Annotated in this window: 12 protein-coding genes; 8 read left to right on the forward strand and 4 right to left on the reverse strand. The window is 73.7% G+C overall.

Features of this window, described 5'->3' with window-relative positions; genetic code table 11:
* Positions 1-261: 261 nt before the first annotated feature.
* From AB0H53_RS19980 to AB0H53_RS20000, 5 genes are all read left to right on the forward strand, one after another.
* The gene (locus AB0H53_RS19980; RefSeq protein ID WP_362114750.1) at positions 262-1,656 is read left to right on the forward strand and encodes a DUF4192 domain-containing protein; all 1,395 of its coding nucleotides are present in this window, start codon (positions 262-264) and stop codon (positions 1,654-1,656) included.
* 115 nt (positions 1,657-1,771) lie between these two features.
* Positions 1,772-3,805 carry a glycogen debranching N-terminal domain-containing protein gene (locus AB0H53_RS19985; protein ID WP_362114753.1) on the forward strand — a complete coding sequence of 678 codons (2,034 nt, stop codon included), beginning with the start codon at positions 1,772-1,774 and terminating at the stop codon, positions 3,803-3,805.
* Positions 3,806-3,902: 97 nt separating this feature from the next.
* A complete protein-coding gene (locus AB0H53_RS19990) occupies positions 3,903-4,670 on the forward strand; it encodes an NUDIX domain-containing protein (RefSeq protein WP_362114756.1) in 768 nt (255 codons plus the stop codon).
* Positions 4,671-4,789: 119 nt separating this feature from the next.
* Positions 4,790-6,610, forward strand: a complete 1,821-nt coding sequence (locus tag AB0H53_RS19995; protein WP_362114759.1) for an ABC transporter ATP-binding protein — start codon at positions 4,790-4,792, stop codon at positions 6,608-6,610.
* A gap of 160 nt (positions 6,611-6,770) precedes the next feature.
* Positions 6,771-7,658, forward strand: a complete 888-nt coding sequence (locus AB0H53_RS20000) for an FCD domain-containing protein (protein WP_362114762.1) — start codon at positions 6,771-6,773, stop codon at positions 7,656-7,658.
* Positions 7,659-8,054: 396 nt separating this feature from the next.
* On the opposite strand, the gene AB0H53_RS20005 is transcribed toward AB0H53_RS20000, so the two are convergent.
* Positions 8,055-8,222 (reverse strand): hypothetical protein, encoded by a 168-nt coding sequence (locus AB0H53_RS20005; RefSeq protein WP_179166852.1) that lies wholly within the window; start codon positions 8,220-8,222, stop codon positions 8,055-8,057.
* Between AB0H53_RS20005 and AB0H53_RS20010 the strand changes: the two genes are divergently transcribed.
* Complete coding sequence (locus AB0H53_RS20010; RefSeq protein ID WP_362114765.1) at positions 8,155-9,705, forward strand: RNA polymerase sigma factor; 1,551 nt, start codon at positions 8,155-8,157, stop codon at positions 9,703-9,705. The genes AB0H53_RS20005 and AB0H53_RS20010 overlap by 68 nt on opposite strands.
* 199 nt (positions 9,706-9,904) lie before the next feature.
* Positions 9,905-10,726 carry a serine protease gene (locus AB0H53_RS20015; RefSeq protein WP_362114768.1) on the forward strand — a complete coding sequence of 274 codons (822 nt, stop codon included), beginning with the start codon at positions 9,905-9,907 and terminating at the stop codon, positions 10,724-10,726.
* A gap of 301 nt (positions 10,727-11,027) precedes the next feature.
* Here AB0H53_RS20015 and AB0H53_RS20020 read toward each other — a convergent pair whose 3' ends face one another.
* Complete coding sequence (locus AB0H53_RS20020) at positions 11,028-11,255, reverse strand: hypothetical protein (protein ID WP_362114771.1); 228 nt, start codon at positions 11,253-11,255, stop codon at positions 11,028-11,030.
* A 435-nt stretch (positions 11,256-11,690) separates the two neighbouring features.
* On the opposite strand from AB0H53_RS20020, the gene AB0H53_RS20025 reads away from it, so the two are divergent.
* A complete protein-coding gene (locus AB0H53_RS20025) occupies positions 11,691-13,808 on the forward strand; it encodes a DNA topoisomerase IV subunit B (RefSeq protein WP_362114774.1) in 2,118 nt (705 codons plus the stop codon).
* A 126-nt stretch (positions 13,809-13,934) separates the two neighbouring features.
* On the opposite strand, the gene AB0H53_RS20030 is transcribed toward AB0H53_RS20025, so the two are convergent.
* Both AB0H53_RS20030 and AB0H53_RS20035 read right to left on the reverse strand, forming a co-directional pair.
* Complete coding sequence (locus AB0H53_RS20030; protein WP_362114777.1) at positions 13,935-14,615, reverse strand: response regulator; 681 nt, start codon at positions 14,613-14,615, stop codon at positions 13,935-13,937.
* The gene (locus AB0H53_RS20035; RefSeq protein ID WP_362114780.1) at positions 14,612-16,471 is read right to left on the reverse strand and encodes a sensor histidine kinase; all 1,860 of its coding nucleotides are present in this window, start codon (positions 16,469-16,471) and stop codon (positions 14,612-14,614) included. The genes AB0H53_RS20030 and AB0H53_RS20035 overlap by 4 nt, the downstream gene beginning before the upstream one ends.
* Positions 16,472-16,840: the final 369 nt, after the last annotated feature.

Genomic DNA, 16,840 nt, shown 5'->3' on the forward strand with positions numbered 1-16,840 from the left:
CCCCCATGCAACAGCACGGGTCCGACAACCGGCGAACCGACGGCCGGCCGGCGCCGGCCGAGAGCGCCCGGCCCCCGGCCGACCAGTCGCCCGGGCCGCCCGCCCGGGCCGCGCGCCGGACCGTCACGACAAGCACGGCGCGCACCCGCCGCGCCGCGCGTGTACCAGCCCGGCGCCGGGCGCGCGAGCAGCCGCCGAGACCTGTGGACAACGTTATCCACAGGGGTCGACGGCCGACGGCGTTCGCGGGACCGTCCTGTCATGAGCGATCACCGCGACACGACCGGACCCACCGGCGAGCAGCAGATCACCCTGCGCAGCCCCGCCGAACTCGCCGACGCGCTGCCCTACATGCTGGGCTTCCACCCGACCGACTCCATCGTCCTGCTGGCGCTGCACGGCAGCCGCGGCCGCTTCGGCGGCCGGCTCAGGCTCGGTATCCCGCGCGCGGCCAGGGAGTGGTCACCCGTGGCCGAACAGCTCGCCGAATGCCTGGTCGAAGGCTGCGAGCGGCGCGGCTCCCGCCCCGACGGCATTGTCGTCTTCCTCTGCCAGGACCCGGCGGACGGCGAGTCGGGCCGGCAGGTCATGGAACGGCTCCGCCCGCTCGCGCAACGCCTGCGGACCGCCTGCGGCGCCCTGGACGTGCCGGTGTACGAGGCCCTGTGCATCTCCGGCGGCCGCTTCTGGTCCTACTGCTGCCCCGACACCCGCTGCTGCCCGCTGGAGGGGAACCCGCTGGCCCTGCCCGGCACGTCGGTGATGGCGGCCGCCGCCGCGTACGCGGGCATCCACGTACGCGGCTCGCTGCGCGAGCTGCAGCAGCGGCTGCGCCCCTGGGAGCCGAGCGGCCGGTCCGGGGAACAGGAGCGGGCGCTGGACACGGCGAGCGAGGCGCTCGTGCCCCGGATCCTGCAGGAGGCCGGCCGCGAACAGGTGCGCGCGGAGACGATCCGGCTGGCCCATGAGCTCATGCACCGGCTCGCCGGCAGCGGCGCCGCCGGCTCGGGGCCAGGGTCGGCCGACGCCGTCGACGACACACTGATCACACCCGACGAGGCGGCCGCCGTCGTCCTGGGCCTCCAGGACCGCGAGACCCGGGACCGGGCCGCCGAGTGGATGGAGGGCCCCGAAGCGCCCCTCGCCCTGCGGCTCTGGCGCGCCCTGGCCCGCCGCTGTGTCGGCTCCTACCAGGAACACGCCGCCGCCCCGCTGACCCTCGCCGGCTGGGTGGCCTGGTCGACCGGCGACGAGCCCGGAGCCCGCGTCGCACTGGGGCTCGCCCTGGAGGCCGATCCGGAGTACGTCTTCGCCAGACTGCTGCACCAGGCGTGCAACGAGGGACTCGACCCCGAAGGACTGCGCCAGTGCCTGCGCGAGGAGCGTGACACGCGCGCCGCGGCGGAGCGGCGGGGAGCCGGCCGGCGCACCCCGCCGGGGCCGGCGCGGCCACCCGTCACCGGCCGCAACGCCGGCTCCGCGCATCCCGCCGCACTCGCCGCGCGGCCCCCCGCCCCCGCCCGGCCGGGGCCGGGCGGGGGCGGGGGCCCCGCCCGGCCGGGGCCGCGGACGCACACCCGGACCAGTGCGCGGTCCAGGACGCGGACCCGGGCGCCCCGGAAGGACGGGCAGCGCGGGGGCGGGAGCGGGAAATGACGACCGTGACCGTGACCCCTGTGCCGCCGTTCCCCTGTGTGGCGGAGTCGCACGACCCGTGCCGCCGTACCTCCAGCGGCTGTCCGGAGCGCACAGAAGGCTCAGCAGACCATTCATGGACCGCACCGTCCCCTCCCGGCCCCCTGCCCCGCCCGCCCGCCCGCCGTCCGCCGCCGGGCTGGCGCCCCCGGGCGGCGGGCGACCGGCCGCCCCGCCGCCCGTGCACCACACCCTCATCTGCGTCGCGCTGCCGTTCCTCGCGATCTCCACGGAGCACGGCCAGCTCGACGGGCACGGCCTGGAGGGCGTCTACCAGTCGGGCCGCCGCCTCCTCGCCCGCTGCCGGCTGCGCGTGGCCGGCAGCGAACCCGTCGCCGTGCAGGGCGCGCTCGTCACCGCCGACCGCGCGCGGTTCCTGGCCGTCGTCCGTACGCCCAACGACCCCGGACCCGACCCGGGCGTCGGCGTGGAGCGCTCCAGGGCCGCCGACGGCACCGAGCGGATCACCCTGCGGAGCTTCACCGGACGTACCGTCCGGCTGCCCGTCGAGATCGAGCTGGGCACCGACCTCGCCGGCCTCGGGGCGGTGGCCGCCGGCCGGCCCGGCCCGGAACTGCGGGCCACCGTCCACGACTCCGGAATGCGCTGGTCGGCGGCCGACGGCGCCCACACGGTCGTCACCGCCGACCCGCCACCCAAGGACACCCTGGCCTCGGCGGGGCTGCTCCGGTGGGAGCTGGAGCTCCGGCCGGGCAGCGTCCGCACCATCGAGCTGCGGGTCCGCTCCGGGGGCCCTGTCCGCCCGGCCGGCCGCAACGGCGGCCACCATGTGCCCGACGCCCAGGCCGAGGGGGACGACCCACGGGTGGCCAGGCTGCTGCGGACCGCCGTCGAGGACCTCCGGGCGCTCCTGCTGCGCGACCCGGACCACCCAGCCGACCTCCACCTGGCCGCCGGAGTGCCCTGGCGCTGCGGGCCGGCGTCCGCCGAGTCGCTGTGGGCGGCCAGAATGGCGCTCCCGCTCGGCACCCGGCTCGCCGCCGACACGCTGCGCGCCCTTTCCCGGGTCCAGCTCAGCGGACCGGGGCCCGCGGCGGGCCGTGTCCCGGGCCCGTTGCGGGACGCGGGCCCCCACCTGCCGCCGGCCTGCACCGGCGTGGAGGCGACTCTGGCCTTCCCCGCCGTGCTCGCCGAGGCGCGCCGCTGGGGTCTGCCCGACCAGGACCTGGAGGAGCTCCTGCCGGCCGCCGAGCGCTGCCTGGGCTGGCTTCGCAACGCGGCGGGCGAGAGCGGTCTGCTGCGCGACCCGGGCCCCACCGGACTCCGGCGCGCCGACACCCAGGCCCACGCGCACCGGGCCGCCCTGCTGGGGGCCGACCTCCTGGAGGCGTGCGGCCGGCCGGGCGCGGACTGGTGGCGTGACTGGGCGAGCGCCCTGCGCCATCGGTTCCGGAAGGAGTTCTGGCTCGACGACCGCGCCGGTGGCCGTCCCGTCGCGGGCCGCGCCCTCGACGGTTCCGCGCTGCCGCACCTGGGGGCCAGTGCCGCGCATCTCCTCGACACCGGCCTGCTCGGCGGTGGCCGGCCGGCCCAGGGCCTGCTGGACAAGGTGCAGACCGAACAGCTGGCCAGGCTGCTCGGCGGTCCGGCCCTGGACTCCGGCTGGGGGCTGCGCGGCCTGGGGGCCAAGGAACCGGGCCACAACCCCTTCGGCCACCGTTCGGGTGCCGTGCGGGTCCACGAGACGGCCGTCGCCGTGTCCGGGCTGGCCGCCGCGGGGTACGAGAAGGAGGCGGCCTCCCTGCTGCGCGGGCTGCTCGACGCCGCCGAGGCGTTCGCCTACCGGCTGCCCGAGATGTACGCGGGGCAGCAGCGCACGACGGACGGCGCTCCGGCGGCGCACCCCGCCGCCTGCCGCCCGGCCGCCGTGGCGTCGGCCGCCGTCGTCCAGCTCCTGACCACCCTCGCCGGAATCCGTCCGGACGTCCCCGCCCGCTCGGTCGCCCTGCACCCCATGCGGAGTGCCCCGCTGGGCGCGATCCGGCTCTCCGGGCTCCGCGTCGCGGGCGGGCCCTTCGCGGTACGGGTCAGCAGGACGGGTCTCGGCATGGTCGAGGAGGCCCCGCCCGGCCTCCAGTTGGGAGTGTGAACCGGTGCGTTCCACGGCGCCCGGCGGTGGCGGGGAAGTGCGTACGGACCTGGGCGAGGGACGTGTTTATCGTCAGGGAGACGACTATGATCGCGGCATGTCGCCCTACGACCCATCGGCCTTTCCCCCCTTCGCCGTGACCGTCGACCTGGTCGTGCTCACGGTCCGCCGGCATGCCCTGTGCGCACTGGTCGTACGGCGCGGAGAGCCCCCCTTCCAGGGTCGCTGGGCACTGCCCGGTGGGTTCGTCCGGGCCGACGAGGACCTCGGGGCGGCAGCGGCACGGGAGCTGGCCGAGGAGACCGGCCTCTGCGCGCACGACCCGGCCGCCCCGTCACCCGTGCCGGACAACGGCGCCCACCTCGAACAGCTCGCCACCTACGGCGACCCCGACCGCGACCCCCGGATGCGCGTCGTCAGCGTCGCCCACCTCGCTCTGGCGCCCGACCTGCCCGCGCCCCGGGCCGGCGGTGACGCCGACAGCGTGCGCTGGGCCCCCGTCGAGGACCTGCTCGACCAGGCGGGCTTCGGCCGCGAGGACGAGCAGCCCGCCCCGCTCGCCTTCGACCACGCGCGGATCCTGGCCGATGGCGTCGAGCGCGCCCGCTCGAAGATCGAGTACTCGTCGCTCGCCACCGCCTTCTGCCCGCCCGAGTTCACGGTCGGCGAGCTGAGACGGGTCTACGAGGCGGTGTGGGGCGTCGCGCTCGACCCGCGCAACTTCCACCGCAAGGTGACCGGTACGCCCGGCTTCCTGGTCCCGTCCGGCGGCACCACGACCCGGCAGGGCGGGCGCCCCGCCCAGCTCTTCCGGGCCGGGGGAGCGACCCTCCTCAACCCGCCGATGCTGCGCCCCGAGGTCTGAGCGCACCCAACACCCGGTGCCCAACGCGGCAACCCTGCGCCAAAAGTCCGAAATGCCGAGTTATCTTGCTGCGGTACCCGCCCTGCCGCCGAGCGGTCTCATCTACCGCGAGAGAAGCGATGCTCCAGGCAATCGGACTCACCAGCGCGCCCCGCCGGGGCCTCCCCGCCGCCGTGGACGATCTCACCTTCGAGGCGCGGCCCGGAGACGTCACCGCGCTCCTCGGCGCCCCGGGGTCGGGCAGGACCACCGCCCTGCGACTGATGCTCGAGCTCGAACCGGGGCGCGGCGTCACCTACTTCCGCGGCCGTCCCCTGCACCGCATCGCCCACCCGCCGCGTGAGGTGGGCGTCCTGCTCGGTGACGTGCCGGGCCATCCGGCGCGTACCGTACGCGGCCAGCTGAGAATGCTGTGCGCGGCGGCCGGTGTGCCCGCCTCCCGCGCCGACGACATGCTCGAAGCCGTCGGACTCGACGACCTCCAGGACCAGCGCCTCGGCACCCTCTCCACCGGCATGGAACGCCGACTCGGGCTGGCCTCCGCCCTGTTGGGGGACCCGCACACCCTCCTGCTCGACGAGCCGGCCGCGGGCCTGTCGCCGCGCGAGCGGAGCTGGCTGTTCGGACTGGTGCGGGCCCACGCCGCCGAGGGCGGCACCGTCCTGTACACCACCGGCGACCCGAAGGAGGCCGCCCGCACCGCGGACCACGTCGTCACCGTCCACCAGGGGCGGCTGGTCGCCGACCAGGACGTGGCCGACTTCGCCCGTACACGGCTCCGCCCCCGCGTCGTGGTCCGCACGCCGCACGCCGCCCGCCTGGCCGCCGTGGTCAACCGGGAGGCCCGGGCCGCCCACCGTCCGGTCGAAGTGGTCGGCGAGGGCGGCAACCGCCTGTACGTCTACGGCGGCGACTGTGCCGAGATCGGGGAGACGGCCTTCCGGCACGGCATCCTCATCCACCAACTCGCCCACGAGACCGGCGACGCGGGCCCCGTTCCGGCCACCGGCCCTCGCCCGCCCGGCGCCCCGGACGCCGCGCCCGCCCCGGACGCCGCGCCCGCCGCCCCCGTACCGGCCGCCGCCGACGGGCCGGCCCCGGGCCGCCGTCCCCCGGTCCCCGCGGCCATCGCCGAGTCGCCGGCGCTCCCGGCGGCTCCCAGGCCGCTGCGCAGCCCCCTGCGCCCGCTGCGCTACGAGCTCCGCCGTCTCCTGGGGGTGCCGGCCACCCCCCTGGTCGCCGCGGCCGCCCTCGCCGCCTCCGCCGTGCTGGCCGTGCTGCTCGCCCGCACCGGCCGCACCCCGCTGCCCGCCACCCTGGCCGGCTGGCCCGGCCTGCTGCCACTGCCGCCGGCCGCGCTGGGGGCCGGTCTGCTGGGCGCGTTCTCGTTCGGCGACGAGTACCGCTACCCGGTCCTCTCGGCCGGCCGGGGCACCGTCCCGCGCCGGCTCGGCCTGCTCCTCGCCAAGCTCGTCGTGACCGCCGGCACCGCGCTGCTGCTCGCCCTGGTCGTGGTGGTCGTCGACCTGGAGGCGCTCCGGCTGGTCTACGGCGGCGACTTGATCCCGGTACCGGAAAACTGGCCGTCGCTCTGTGCGAATTGGGCGGGCCTCTCGGTCGGCTGCGCCTGGGCCGGCCTGCTGGCGGCCGGGGTCTTCCGGGCGGCGGCGGCCGGAGTGGCCGCGGTGCTCGCCGTACCGGTCCTGGTCACCCCGCTGGTGCAGAAGGCGCTTGCCGGCCCGTCCGCGCGTTCGATCGCCGGCCTGCCCGGCCGGTTGCGCGAACTGGCCTGGACGCAGTGGCCGTACGAGGTCGATCGCTGGCTCATGGGGGTACTGAGGGTGGTCGTACAACCCGTGGGCGCCGCGCTGGCGTTGTCGCTGACCGCCCTCATCTGCGCTTATCTGCTTACGGCACTGCGACGCAGCGCCCGTTGGTGACCGGGCGGCGACCAAAGCGCTTCAAACGGTCACAACTTCCTTGGAAATTGCCCGCTTCCTTCGCATAAGGCGTCAATTGCGGAGCGAGCGCCGATCACCCTTTCGTGTGCTTTTCACCAAAGACCTCAAGGGCCGTGGAGGCCGCGCCGACAAAGGATGCGTGAGTACCCTTGCGCACACCATGATGACCGCCGCCCGCCCCGTCGACTCCGGCCTCGCGGCCCCGGGCGGACTGGACCGCTACTCCTACGCGGAGACGCCCGCCGCCGACAGGATGGGCCCTCCCGCCTGGGAGGGCACCGACACGGACCTGGGCCGGGTGGGCCGGCGTACCGCCGGCAGCCGTGGCCGCGGCCTGCACGGCCAACTCGTCCAGCAGCTCGGCCAGATGATCGTCTCCGGCGATCTCGGCGCCGACCGGCCGCTGGTTCCGGAGGAGATCGGCCAGCGTTTCGAGGTCTCCCGCACCGTCGTGCGCGAGTCCTTGCGCGTTCTCGAAGCCAAGGGCCTGGTCAGCGCGCGGCCCAATGTCGGTACCCGGGTCCGCCCGGTCAGCGACTGGAACCTGCTGGATCCCGACATCATCGAGTGGCGGGCCTTCGGTCCGCAGCGCGAGGACCAGCGGCGCGAGCTGTTCGAGTTGCGGTGGACGATCGAGCCGCTGGCGGCGCGCCTGGCCGCCGGTCACGGCCGGGAGGACGTGCAGCAGCGGCTGGGCGACATGGTGGAGATCATGGGCCATGCCCTCGCCCAGGGTGACGCGCTCACCTTCTCCCGGGCCGACGCGGAGTTCCACTCCCTGCTGATCCAGGTCTCCGGCAACCGAATGCTCGAGCACCTCTCCGGGATCGTCTCCGCTGCCCTCCAGGTCTCCGGCTCGCCGGCGATCAGCTGCGACCGTCCCAGCGAGTCGTGCCTCGGCCACCACGCGCGCATCGTCGACGCCCTGGCCGCCGGCGACGCCCACGCGGCCGAGACGGCCATGCGCCAGCTGCTGACCGTCCACCCGGAGGTGGAGCGCGTCGTTCCGGCTCCGCGCGAGCACTGAGGACCCGGCGGCGACCGCTCGGCCGTTCCCGGTAGCGGGCCGTACCCGGTCGCGTGCGGACGCGCGCGGGCCGGAGGGGCGCGCGGCGCGGAGCCGCGGGTGCGGGCGCCGGACGTCCGGCGGGCGAGCCGGTGGCGGACGCGGCGGGCGGGCGCTGAACCGGTACGGGGGATGGTGTTTCGCCGGGCCCGGCAGGGTACGTGAAGGTGTACCCAAGGGGTCCGGCAACACAAATTGTGAGGCGAATCGACCCATATGGCTGATTCGCCCCATATGGCGTGTGACTCGGGCCACGTGGATTGGGCGTAACACTCCTCGAAACACCGCGATGACCTAAGAGGTGACAGCCGAGGAGGGAATACAGCCGCCGTTGACGGCGCTGTGCAGCTCCGAGGTTCAGCCCGCGTCGTCGGCACATCCCCAGCCGACGGTCGTCGGCTCCGGCCCGATCATGGGCGGGGCCGGAAGCCGTTTCCATCGTTCCGAGAGGTTGTTCGTGTCGGCCAGCACATCCCGTACGCTCCCGCCGGAGATCGCCGAGTCCGAGTCTGTGATGGCGCTCATCGAGCGGGGAAAGGCTGATGGGCAGATCGCCGGCGATGACGTGCGTCGGGCCTTCGAGGCTGACCAGATTCCGCCAACCCAGTGGAAGAATGTTCTGCGCAGCCTCAATCAGATCCTCGAGGAAGAGGGTGTGACGCTGATGGTCAGTGCAGCGGAGTCGCCGAAGCGCGCCCGCAAGAGCGTCGCAGCGAAGAGCCCGGCGAAGCGCACCGCCACCAAGACCGTCACCGCCAAGACGACCGTGACGAAGCCCGTCACGACCGCCTCGGCCCCGGCGGCATCGAGTGCGGAATCCCCGGCCGACGAGGCCGGAGCCCCTGCCAAGAAGGCGGCCGCCAAGAAGACCGCGGCCAAGAAGACGGCGGTGAAGAAGACCACCACCGCCAAGAAGGCGACGGCCAAGAAGACCGCCGCCAAGAAGGACGCCGACGAGGTCCTCGAGGGTGAGGAACTGCTCGACGACGTCCAGCCCGGCAAGGGCGAGGAAGAAGAGGCCGAGGGCGAGACCAAGGGCTTCGTCCTGTCCGACGAGGACGAGGACGACGCGCCCGCGCAGCAGGTGGCCGTCGCCGGTGCCACCGCCGACCCGGTCAAGGACTACCTGAAGCAGATCGGCAAGGTCCCGCTGCTCAACGCCGAGCAGGAGGTCGAGCTCGCCAAGCGCATCGAGGCCGGCCTGTTCGCCGAGGACAAGCTGGCGAACAGCGACAAGCTGGCGCCGAAGCTGAAGCGCGAGCTGGAGATCATCGCCGAGGACGGCCGCCGCGCCAAGAACCACCTGCTGGAGGCCAACCTCCGCCTCGTGGTCTCGCTGGCCAAGCGCTACACCGGTCGCGGCATGCTCTTCCTGGACCTGATCCAGGAGGGCAACCTGGGTCTGATCCGCGCGGTCGAGAAGTTCGACTACACCAAGGGCTACAAGTTCTCCACGTACGCCACCTGGTGGATCCGTCAGGCGATCACCCGCGCCATGGCCGACCAGGCCCGCACCATCCGTATCCCGGTGCACATGGTCGAGGTCATCAACAAGCTCGCGCGCGTCCAGCGCCAGATGCTCCAGGACCTGGGCCGCGAGCCCACCCCGGAGGAGCTGGCCAAGGAACTCGACATGACCCCCGAGAAGGTCATCGAGGTCCAGAAGTACGGCCGTGAGCCGATCTCGCTGCACACCCCGCTGGGCGAGGACGGCGACAGCGAGTTCGGTGACCTGATCGAGGACTCCGAGGCGGTCGTCCCGGCCGACGCGGTCAGCTTCACGCTGCTCCAGGAACAGCTGCACTCGGTGCTCGACACGCTCTCCGAGCGTGAGGCGGGCGTGGTCTCCATGCGGTTCGGCCTGACCGACGGGCAGCCGAAGACGCTGGACGAGATCGGCAAGGTCTACGGCGTGACGCGGGAGCGGATCCGTCAGATCGAGTCCAAGACGATGTCCAAGCTGCGCCACCCGTCGCGCTCGCAGGTGCTGCGGGACTACCTGGACTAGGAGCGCCCGCGAGGCGTCGCCGCCGGGCAGGCGGCACCTCGTGGACACGACCCGGGTCCGGCCGGCCAGGGTGTCGGTACGGAGCGGAGGGCCCGGTTTCCCCAGGGAAACCGGGCCCTCCGGCGTGTGCGCGGGTGCGGGCCCGGGCAGGCTGGCCGACCCTGGGTGAACGGGGACCACCGGAGAGTCAGGAGGCCGTATGCGTCGTCCCATCAGCCGGAAGTTCACGGGGGCCGTCACCCTCATGGCGGCGGCGGCCGCTCTGCCGCTCGCCGCACCGCCGCGGGCGAACGCCGACAGCGTGGTGGTCGGAGGCCAGCCGGTGCACGCCGACGACAGTCCCTGGACCGTGGCCCTGTCCAGCCGTGACCGGTTCGGCGGAATGCGGGCGGGCCAGTTCTGCGGAGGAGTGGTGGTGGCACCGGCCAAGGTGGTGACGGCGGCGCACTGCCTGGGGCCCTCCGTGCTCGGTACGGAAGTGAGCCGGCTGACCGACCTCAAGGTCATCGCCGGCCGGACGGCGCTGCGCGGATCGGGCGGGCAGGAGATCCCGGTGACCGCGGCGTGGATCAGCCCGGCGTACGACCCGGTGACGAACGCCGGGGACCTGGCCGTCCTCACACTCGCCAGGTCACTGCCGCGCGCGTACGTGATCAGGACGGCGGGCCCGGGGGACGCGGCCTACCGGCCGGGAACCGAGGCCATGGTGTACGGCTGGGGTGACACGACCGGCGGCGGAGCCTATACGGACGCGCTGCGGGCGGCCCGGGTGCGGGTGCTGCCGGACGAGGTCTGCGAGCAGGCCTACCCGGCGGCGGAGGGCGGGGCTTACTCGGCCGCCACGATGCTCTGCGCGGGGGATCCGGAGGGCGGCGGGCGGGACGCCTGCCAGGGGGACAGCGGAGGGCCGCTGGTGGCCCGGGGGAGGCTCATCGGACTGGTGTCCTGGGGGAGCGGCTGCGGCCATGCCGACCGCCCCGGTGTGTACACCCGGGTCTCCGCCGTGATGCCCGTCGTGTGAACGTGCCCGCCGGCGGCCGGTGGCGGGCGGGCTGCCCGGTGCCGGTGCCCGTGCCGTCCCGGAGACGCCGGCTGGGCCGGGCGCCTCAGGGCACGGGAGAGGCGCCGGTGGGCCCCCGGGCGGGGCTCGGGAGGCCGTCGCCCGCCGGGACACCGGTGGGAACACCGGGACGCCGGTCCGGGAGCTCCCGGGGTGCCGGCGGCGGGAGGAACGCATGAGAACGGGCGACCGCCCCCCTGGGTCGGGGGCGGTCGCCCGTCGGCCGGTCCTGGACCGGCCCCTGGCTCGTCGGGATGGAGAGTCAGCGATCCTCTTCGACGCTGGCCGGCACGGGGGTGAGCCGGTCCGTCTCATCCTGTATTTCCACGGCGATCTTCTTGAGTTCCGGCTCGAACTTACGCCCGTGGTGGGCGCAGAAGAGCAGTTCACCACCGCTGGTCAGCACGACGCGCAGATATGCCTGGGCGCCGCAGCGGTCGCAGCGGTCGGCGGCCGTCAGCGGGCTCGCGGGGGTCAGAACAGTAGTCACGTCGCCTCTTCTCTAGCTCGACGAGCTGTCGTACCAGGGTCAACATCCAACCAGGCCGGAAACGTTCCCGCTCGTGGCTTTTCCTGGAAACTTTTTCCCAGGTGGCTGTCTGCTGCCGGTTGGCGGCGAATGAGCCGTATTGCTGTGCATGCTCTACGGGTTTCGCGTCGTCTTGTCTCGGTCGGCCCTCCCGGCTGGCTGCCGGTTGTTCATGAGGACGTGCCCGGAGCCTAAATGGTTCATGCCTGGAAGGGAACGTGATGTGCACGTCACCCCTTCGAGGGATCGAACAGGTATACGACTGTGGACTAGCATGAGAATCCACGAGGGTGGCGTGACAGCCGCTCTACCAGGGCTCGGTACCCTCTGACCGGCGACAGACGCCGGGCCTTACCCCCACTGGCCAGATCTCAAATTCAGCGAGGAGCGAACCGCGTGACCGCCGAGACGTCCGTGCCGTCCAGTGCGCTGCTGACAGCAGACCGTGACGGTTCCAACTACACCGCTCGGCACCTGCTCGTACTCGAGGGGCTGGAGGCGGTCCGCAAGCGCCCCGGCATGTACATCGGGTCCACCGACAGCCGCGGCCTGATGCACTGCCTCTGGGAGATCATCGACAACTCCGTCGACGAGGCCCTCGGTGGCTACTGCGACCACATCGAGGTCATCCTCCACGACGACGCCTCCGTGGAGGTGCGTGACAACGGCCGGGGCATCCCCGTCGACGTCGAGCCCAAGACCGGGCTGTCCGGTGTCGAGGTCGTCATGACCAAGCTGCACGCCGGCGGCAAGTTCGGCGGTGGCTCCTACGCCGCCTCCGGCGGTCTGCACGGCGTGGGCGCCTCGGTGGTGAACGCGCTGTCGGCCCGGCTGGACGTGGAGGTCGACCGCAACGGCGCCACCCACGCGATCAGCTTCCGGCGCGGCGTGCCCGGCATCTTCACCGAGCCCGGACCCGACGCGCCCTTCGACCCGGCGAACGGGCTGCTCAAGGCCAAGCGCGTGCCCAAGAACCGCACCGGTACCCGTGTGCGGTACTGGGCGGACCGGCAGATCTTCCTGAAGGACGCCAAGCTCTCCCTGGAGAACCTCCACCAGCGCGCCCGCCAGACCGCCTTCCTGGTGCCCGGACTGACCATCGTCGTTCGGGACGAGCGCGGTCTGGACGGCGAGGGCAAGAGCGAGGAGACGTTCCGCTTCGACGGCGGCATCAGTGAGTTCTGCGAGTACCTGGCGCAGGACAAGGCCGTCTGCGACGTGCTGCGGCTGACCGGTCAGGGGACCTTCAAGGAGACCGTCCCGGTCCTGGACGACCGCGGCCACATGACCCCCACCGAGGTCACCCGGGAACTGGGCGTCGATGTCGCCCTGCGCTGGGGCACCGGCTACGACAGCTCGGTCAGGTCCTTCGTGAACATCATCGCGACCCCCAAGGGCGGCACCCACGTCACCGGCTTCGAGCGCGCCGTCACCAAGACGATGAACGAGGTGCTGCGCTCCAGCAAGATGCTGCGCGTCGCCGAGGACGACATCGTCAAGGACGACGCCCTGGAGGGCCTGACCGCGGTCGTCACCGTCCGGCTGGCCGAGCCGCAGTTCGAGGGCCAGACCAAGGAGGTGCTGGGCACGTCGGCGGCCAACCGTATCGTCGCCAATGTGGTCGCCAAGGAGCTGAAGGCGTTCCTGACCTCCACCAAGCGCGATGCCAAGGCCCAGGCCCGCGCGGTGCTGGAGAAGGCCGTGGCGGCGGCCCGTACCCGGATCGCCGCCCGCCAGCACAAGGAGGCCCAGCGCCGCAAGACCGCGCTGGAGTCCTCCTCGCTGCCCGCCAAGCTCGCCGACTGCCGCAGTGACGACGTGGAGCGCAGCGAGCTCTTCATCGTCGAGGGGGACTCGGCCCTCGGTACGGCCAAGCTCGCCCGGAACAGCGAGTTCCAGGCGCTGCTGCCCATCCGCGGCAAGATCCTCAACGTTCAGAAGTCGTCCGTCTCGGACATGCTGAAGAACGCCGAGTGCGGCGCGATCATCCAGGTCATAGGGGCCGGGTCCGGCCGGACCTTCGACATCGACGCGGCGCGGTACGGCAAGATCGTCCTCCTCGTGGACGCCGATGTCGACGGCGCGCACATCCGCTGCCTGCTGCTGACCCTCTTCCAGCGCTACATGCGCCCGATGGTCGAGGCGGGCCGGGTGTTCGCCGCGGTGCCGCCGCTGCACCGGATCGAGCTGGTCCAGCCCAAGAAGGGGCAGGACAAGTACGTGTACACGTACTCGGACAACGAGCTGCGGCAGACGCTGCTGGAGTTCCAGCGCAAGGGTGTCCGGTACAAGGACTCCATCCAGCGCTACAAGGGCCTCGGTGAGATGGACGCCGACCAGCTCGCGGAGACCACCATGGATCCCCGGCACCGGACACTGCGGCGGATCAACATCGGTGACCTGGAGTCGGCGGAGCAGGTGTTCGACCTGCTCATGGGCAATGACGTCGCACCGCGCAAGGAGTTCATCACCAGCTCCGCGGCGACCTTGGACCGCTCGCGCATCGACGCCTGAGCCGGCTCGCCCGGCGCCGGGGCGGGACCCGGCGCCGGGGCGGGACCTTCCGCCCCACCCGATCGGGTGGAACGTGCGGTCGGGGCCGGCCGGTGCCCGGGCCCGGGCAGGCACCGGGCTCGTGGCTCAGCCCGTGGCCGCCCATGTGTAGCGGTGTTCCGGACGGCCGGTCTCGCCGTACCTCAGGGAGAGCCGCACCCGCCCCGTCCGGTCCAGGAGCTTCAGGTAGCGCTGGGCGGTCTGCCGGCTCACCCCCGCTCGTTCCGCGATCTCCTGGGCGGAGAGCGGGCCGTCGGCGCCGAGCAGCACCTGCCGTACCAGTTCGGCGGTCGTGGGGGAGTGGCCCTTGGGGAGGTCGGGGGTGCCGGAGTTCACCGACAGGGCGCCGAAGAACCGGTCCACCTCCGCCTGCTCCGCCTCGCCGCCGCTGTCGAGGGTGCGGCGCAGTGCGGCGTAGGCCTCCAGTTTGGGGCGCAGGCCCGCGAAGTTGAACGGCTTCACCAGGTACTGGAGCGCACCGTGGCGCATGGCCGCCTGCACGGTGGCGACGTCGCGGGCCGCCGTCACCATGATCACATCGGTCTGGTGGCCGCGACGGCGCAGCTCCCGCACCACGGCCAGCCCGTTCCGGTCGGGCAGGTAGTGGTCGAGCAGGACGAGGTCGACGGGCAGCTCCTCGGCCCGGGCCAGTGCCTCGGCGGCCGTGTGGGCGCGGGCGACGACCTCGAAGCCGGGCACCTTGCGCACATACGCGGCGTTGATCTGCGCGACCCGGACGTCGTCGTCCACGACGAGTACGCCGATCATGTCGCACCACCCACCGGGCGCCGCTCCGGAGCGGCGCCCGGAGCGGCACCGGGGGCCGCGACCGGCTCCGGGCCCCGTTCCCGGCCGGGCACCGCGCACCGGTCCGGATCCGCCTCGGGGTCCGTCCCGGGGTCGGTCTCCGGCCCGGGCCCCGGGCGCGGCACCGGTTCCGGTTCCGGTTCCGGGTCCGTCGGGACGTCCGGTTCCGGCGCCGGGCCCGGTTCCGTCAGGGCGTCCGGCAGGACGACGGTGAACTCCGCCCCGCCCAGGCCGGCGTCCTCACCCACCCGGGCGCTGCCGCCCTGCCGTTCCGCCAGCCTGCGCACCATGGCCAGCCCCAGGCCCCGGCGCCCGCCGTGCGCCGGGAGGTCCTTGGTGGACCAGCCCTCCGTGAAGACCAGCTCCCGGTGCTCGGCGGGCACCCCGGGACCGCTGTCCGCGACCCGGAGGACCACCGTGCGCCCCTGCGCGCGCGCCTCGACCTCGACGCGCGGCCGCGGCGAACCGGCCGCGGCGTCCACCGCGTTGTCGACCAGGTTGCCGACGACGGTCACCAGCTCGCGTGGCTCCACCAGCCGGTCGGGCAACAGGGTGCCGGGCGCCAGGCGCAGCGACACCCCGCGCTCCACCGCCACCGTGGCCTTGCCCACCAGCAGCGCCGCGACCAGCGGATCGCGCACCTTCTCGGTGACCTGCTCGGCGGTGGCCCGGTGCACGCCCACCACCTCGGTGACGTACTCCACCGCCTCCTCGTGCATCCCCAGCTCCAGCAGCCCCAGGAGGGTGTGCATCCGGTTGGCGTGCTCGTGGTCCTGGGCGCGCAGCGCGTCGATCAGCCCCCGGGTGGCGTCCAGCTCGCGTCCCAGCCGCTCCAGTTCGGTGCGGTCGCGCAGGGTGGCCACAGCGCCCCCGTCGTCCGTGGGCATCCGGTTGGCGATCAGGACCCGGTGCCCGCGCACGGCCACCAGGTCCTCGCCGGTGACCCGGCCGGCCAGCACGTCCGCCGTACGGCCGGAGCCGAGCACCTCCTCCAGCGCCCTTCCGGCCGCCTCCGGGCCGAGTCCCAGCAGCCGCTGCGCCTCGTCGTTCAGCAGCCGCACGCGGCCGGCCCCGTCGAGCGCCACCACGCCCTCACGGATACCGTGCAGCATCGCCTCGCGCTCCGCCAGCAGCGCCGAGATGTCGGAGAACGCCAGGTCGTGGGTACGGCGCTGGAGGCGGCGCGAGATCAGGTAGGCGGCCAGCGCCCCGGCGGCCAGGGCGCCGCCGGCGTGGGCGAGCAGCTCCGGGATCGCCGCCAGCAGCCGGGCGCGCACGCTGTCGTACTCGATACCCACCGAGACCGCCCCCACGATCCGCCCGCCGGTGGCGCGCAGCGGCACCTTGCCCCGGGCGGAGCGCCCGAGGGTGCCGCTGTCGATCTCCATGACGTCCTGGCCCGCGAGGGCGTCGGCGGGGTCGGTGGACACGACCCGGCCGATCTTGCGGGCGTCGGTGTGCGACCAGCGCACCCCGCGCGTGTCCATGACGACCACGTACTCCGCGCCGGTGGCGTTCCTGATCCGCTCGGCCTCCGCCTGCACGGGACCCGTGGCGGTCGGCGGGGAACCGAGCAGTTCCGCGGCGACCTCGGGCGAAGCGGTCGTCTCGGCGATGGCGAGTGCCCGCCGCATCGCCTGGTCGTCCAGCTGGGCGCTGAGCGGTGCGAGGAAGAGGCCGGTGGCCAGCACGGTGACACCGGTGGCGATGGCCAGTTGCATCAGGAGCACCTGCGAGAACACCCGCCGCGGCCACCCCAACCGCCACCGGCGCCGTGCGGGCGTGCGCGCCGAGGAGGGGGAGGGCGTGGGGTTCATGCACGGAACCGTAAGGGGCGACGCACCCGATGCGAAATGTCCGGCGTCACGTCCACCCGCGTTCCCGCCCGGAGCCCGCCGCACCCGCGTCCCAGCCCGGAGCCAGGTGGACCCGCGTCCCCGTCCGGCCTCAGCTCCAGCTCCGTGCGCACAGGGGCGACCGTGCCCACACCGTCCCACCGGGCCCGTCCCACCGGGCCGCAGTGCCGCCGCGCACGTCGGGTTGCCGTGCACGATCGTGTCTGCCCGGTCTGCCCGGTCTGCCCGTCCGCCCGTCCGCCCGCCGGCCCGGCGCGAGGGCGCGGTGCCCCCGGCAGTCCGCCCCCGGCCGCTTGCCTATCCTTGGGGGCGCAAGCCGCCGACCTGGAA

Origin of the sequence: Streptomyces sp. NPDC050856 (assembly GCF_040653855.1) — a bacterium.
In the GTDB taxonomy this organism is placed as follows: Bacteria; Actinomycetota; Actinomycetes; order Streptomycetales; family Streptomycetaceae; genus Streptomyces.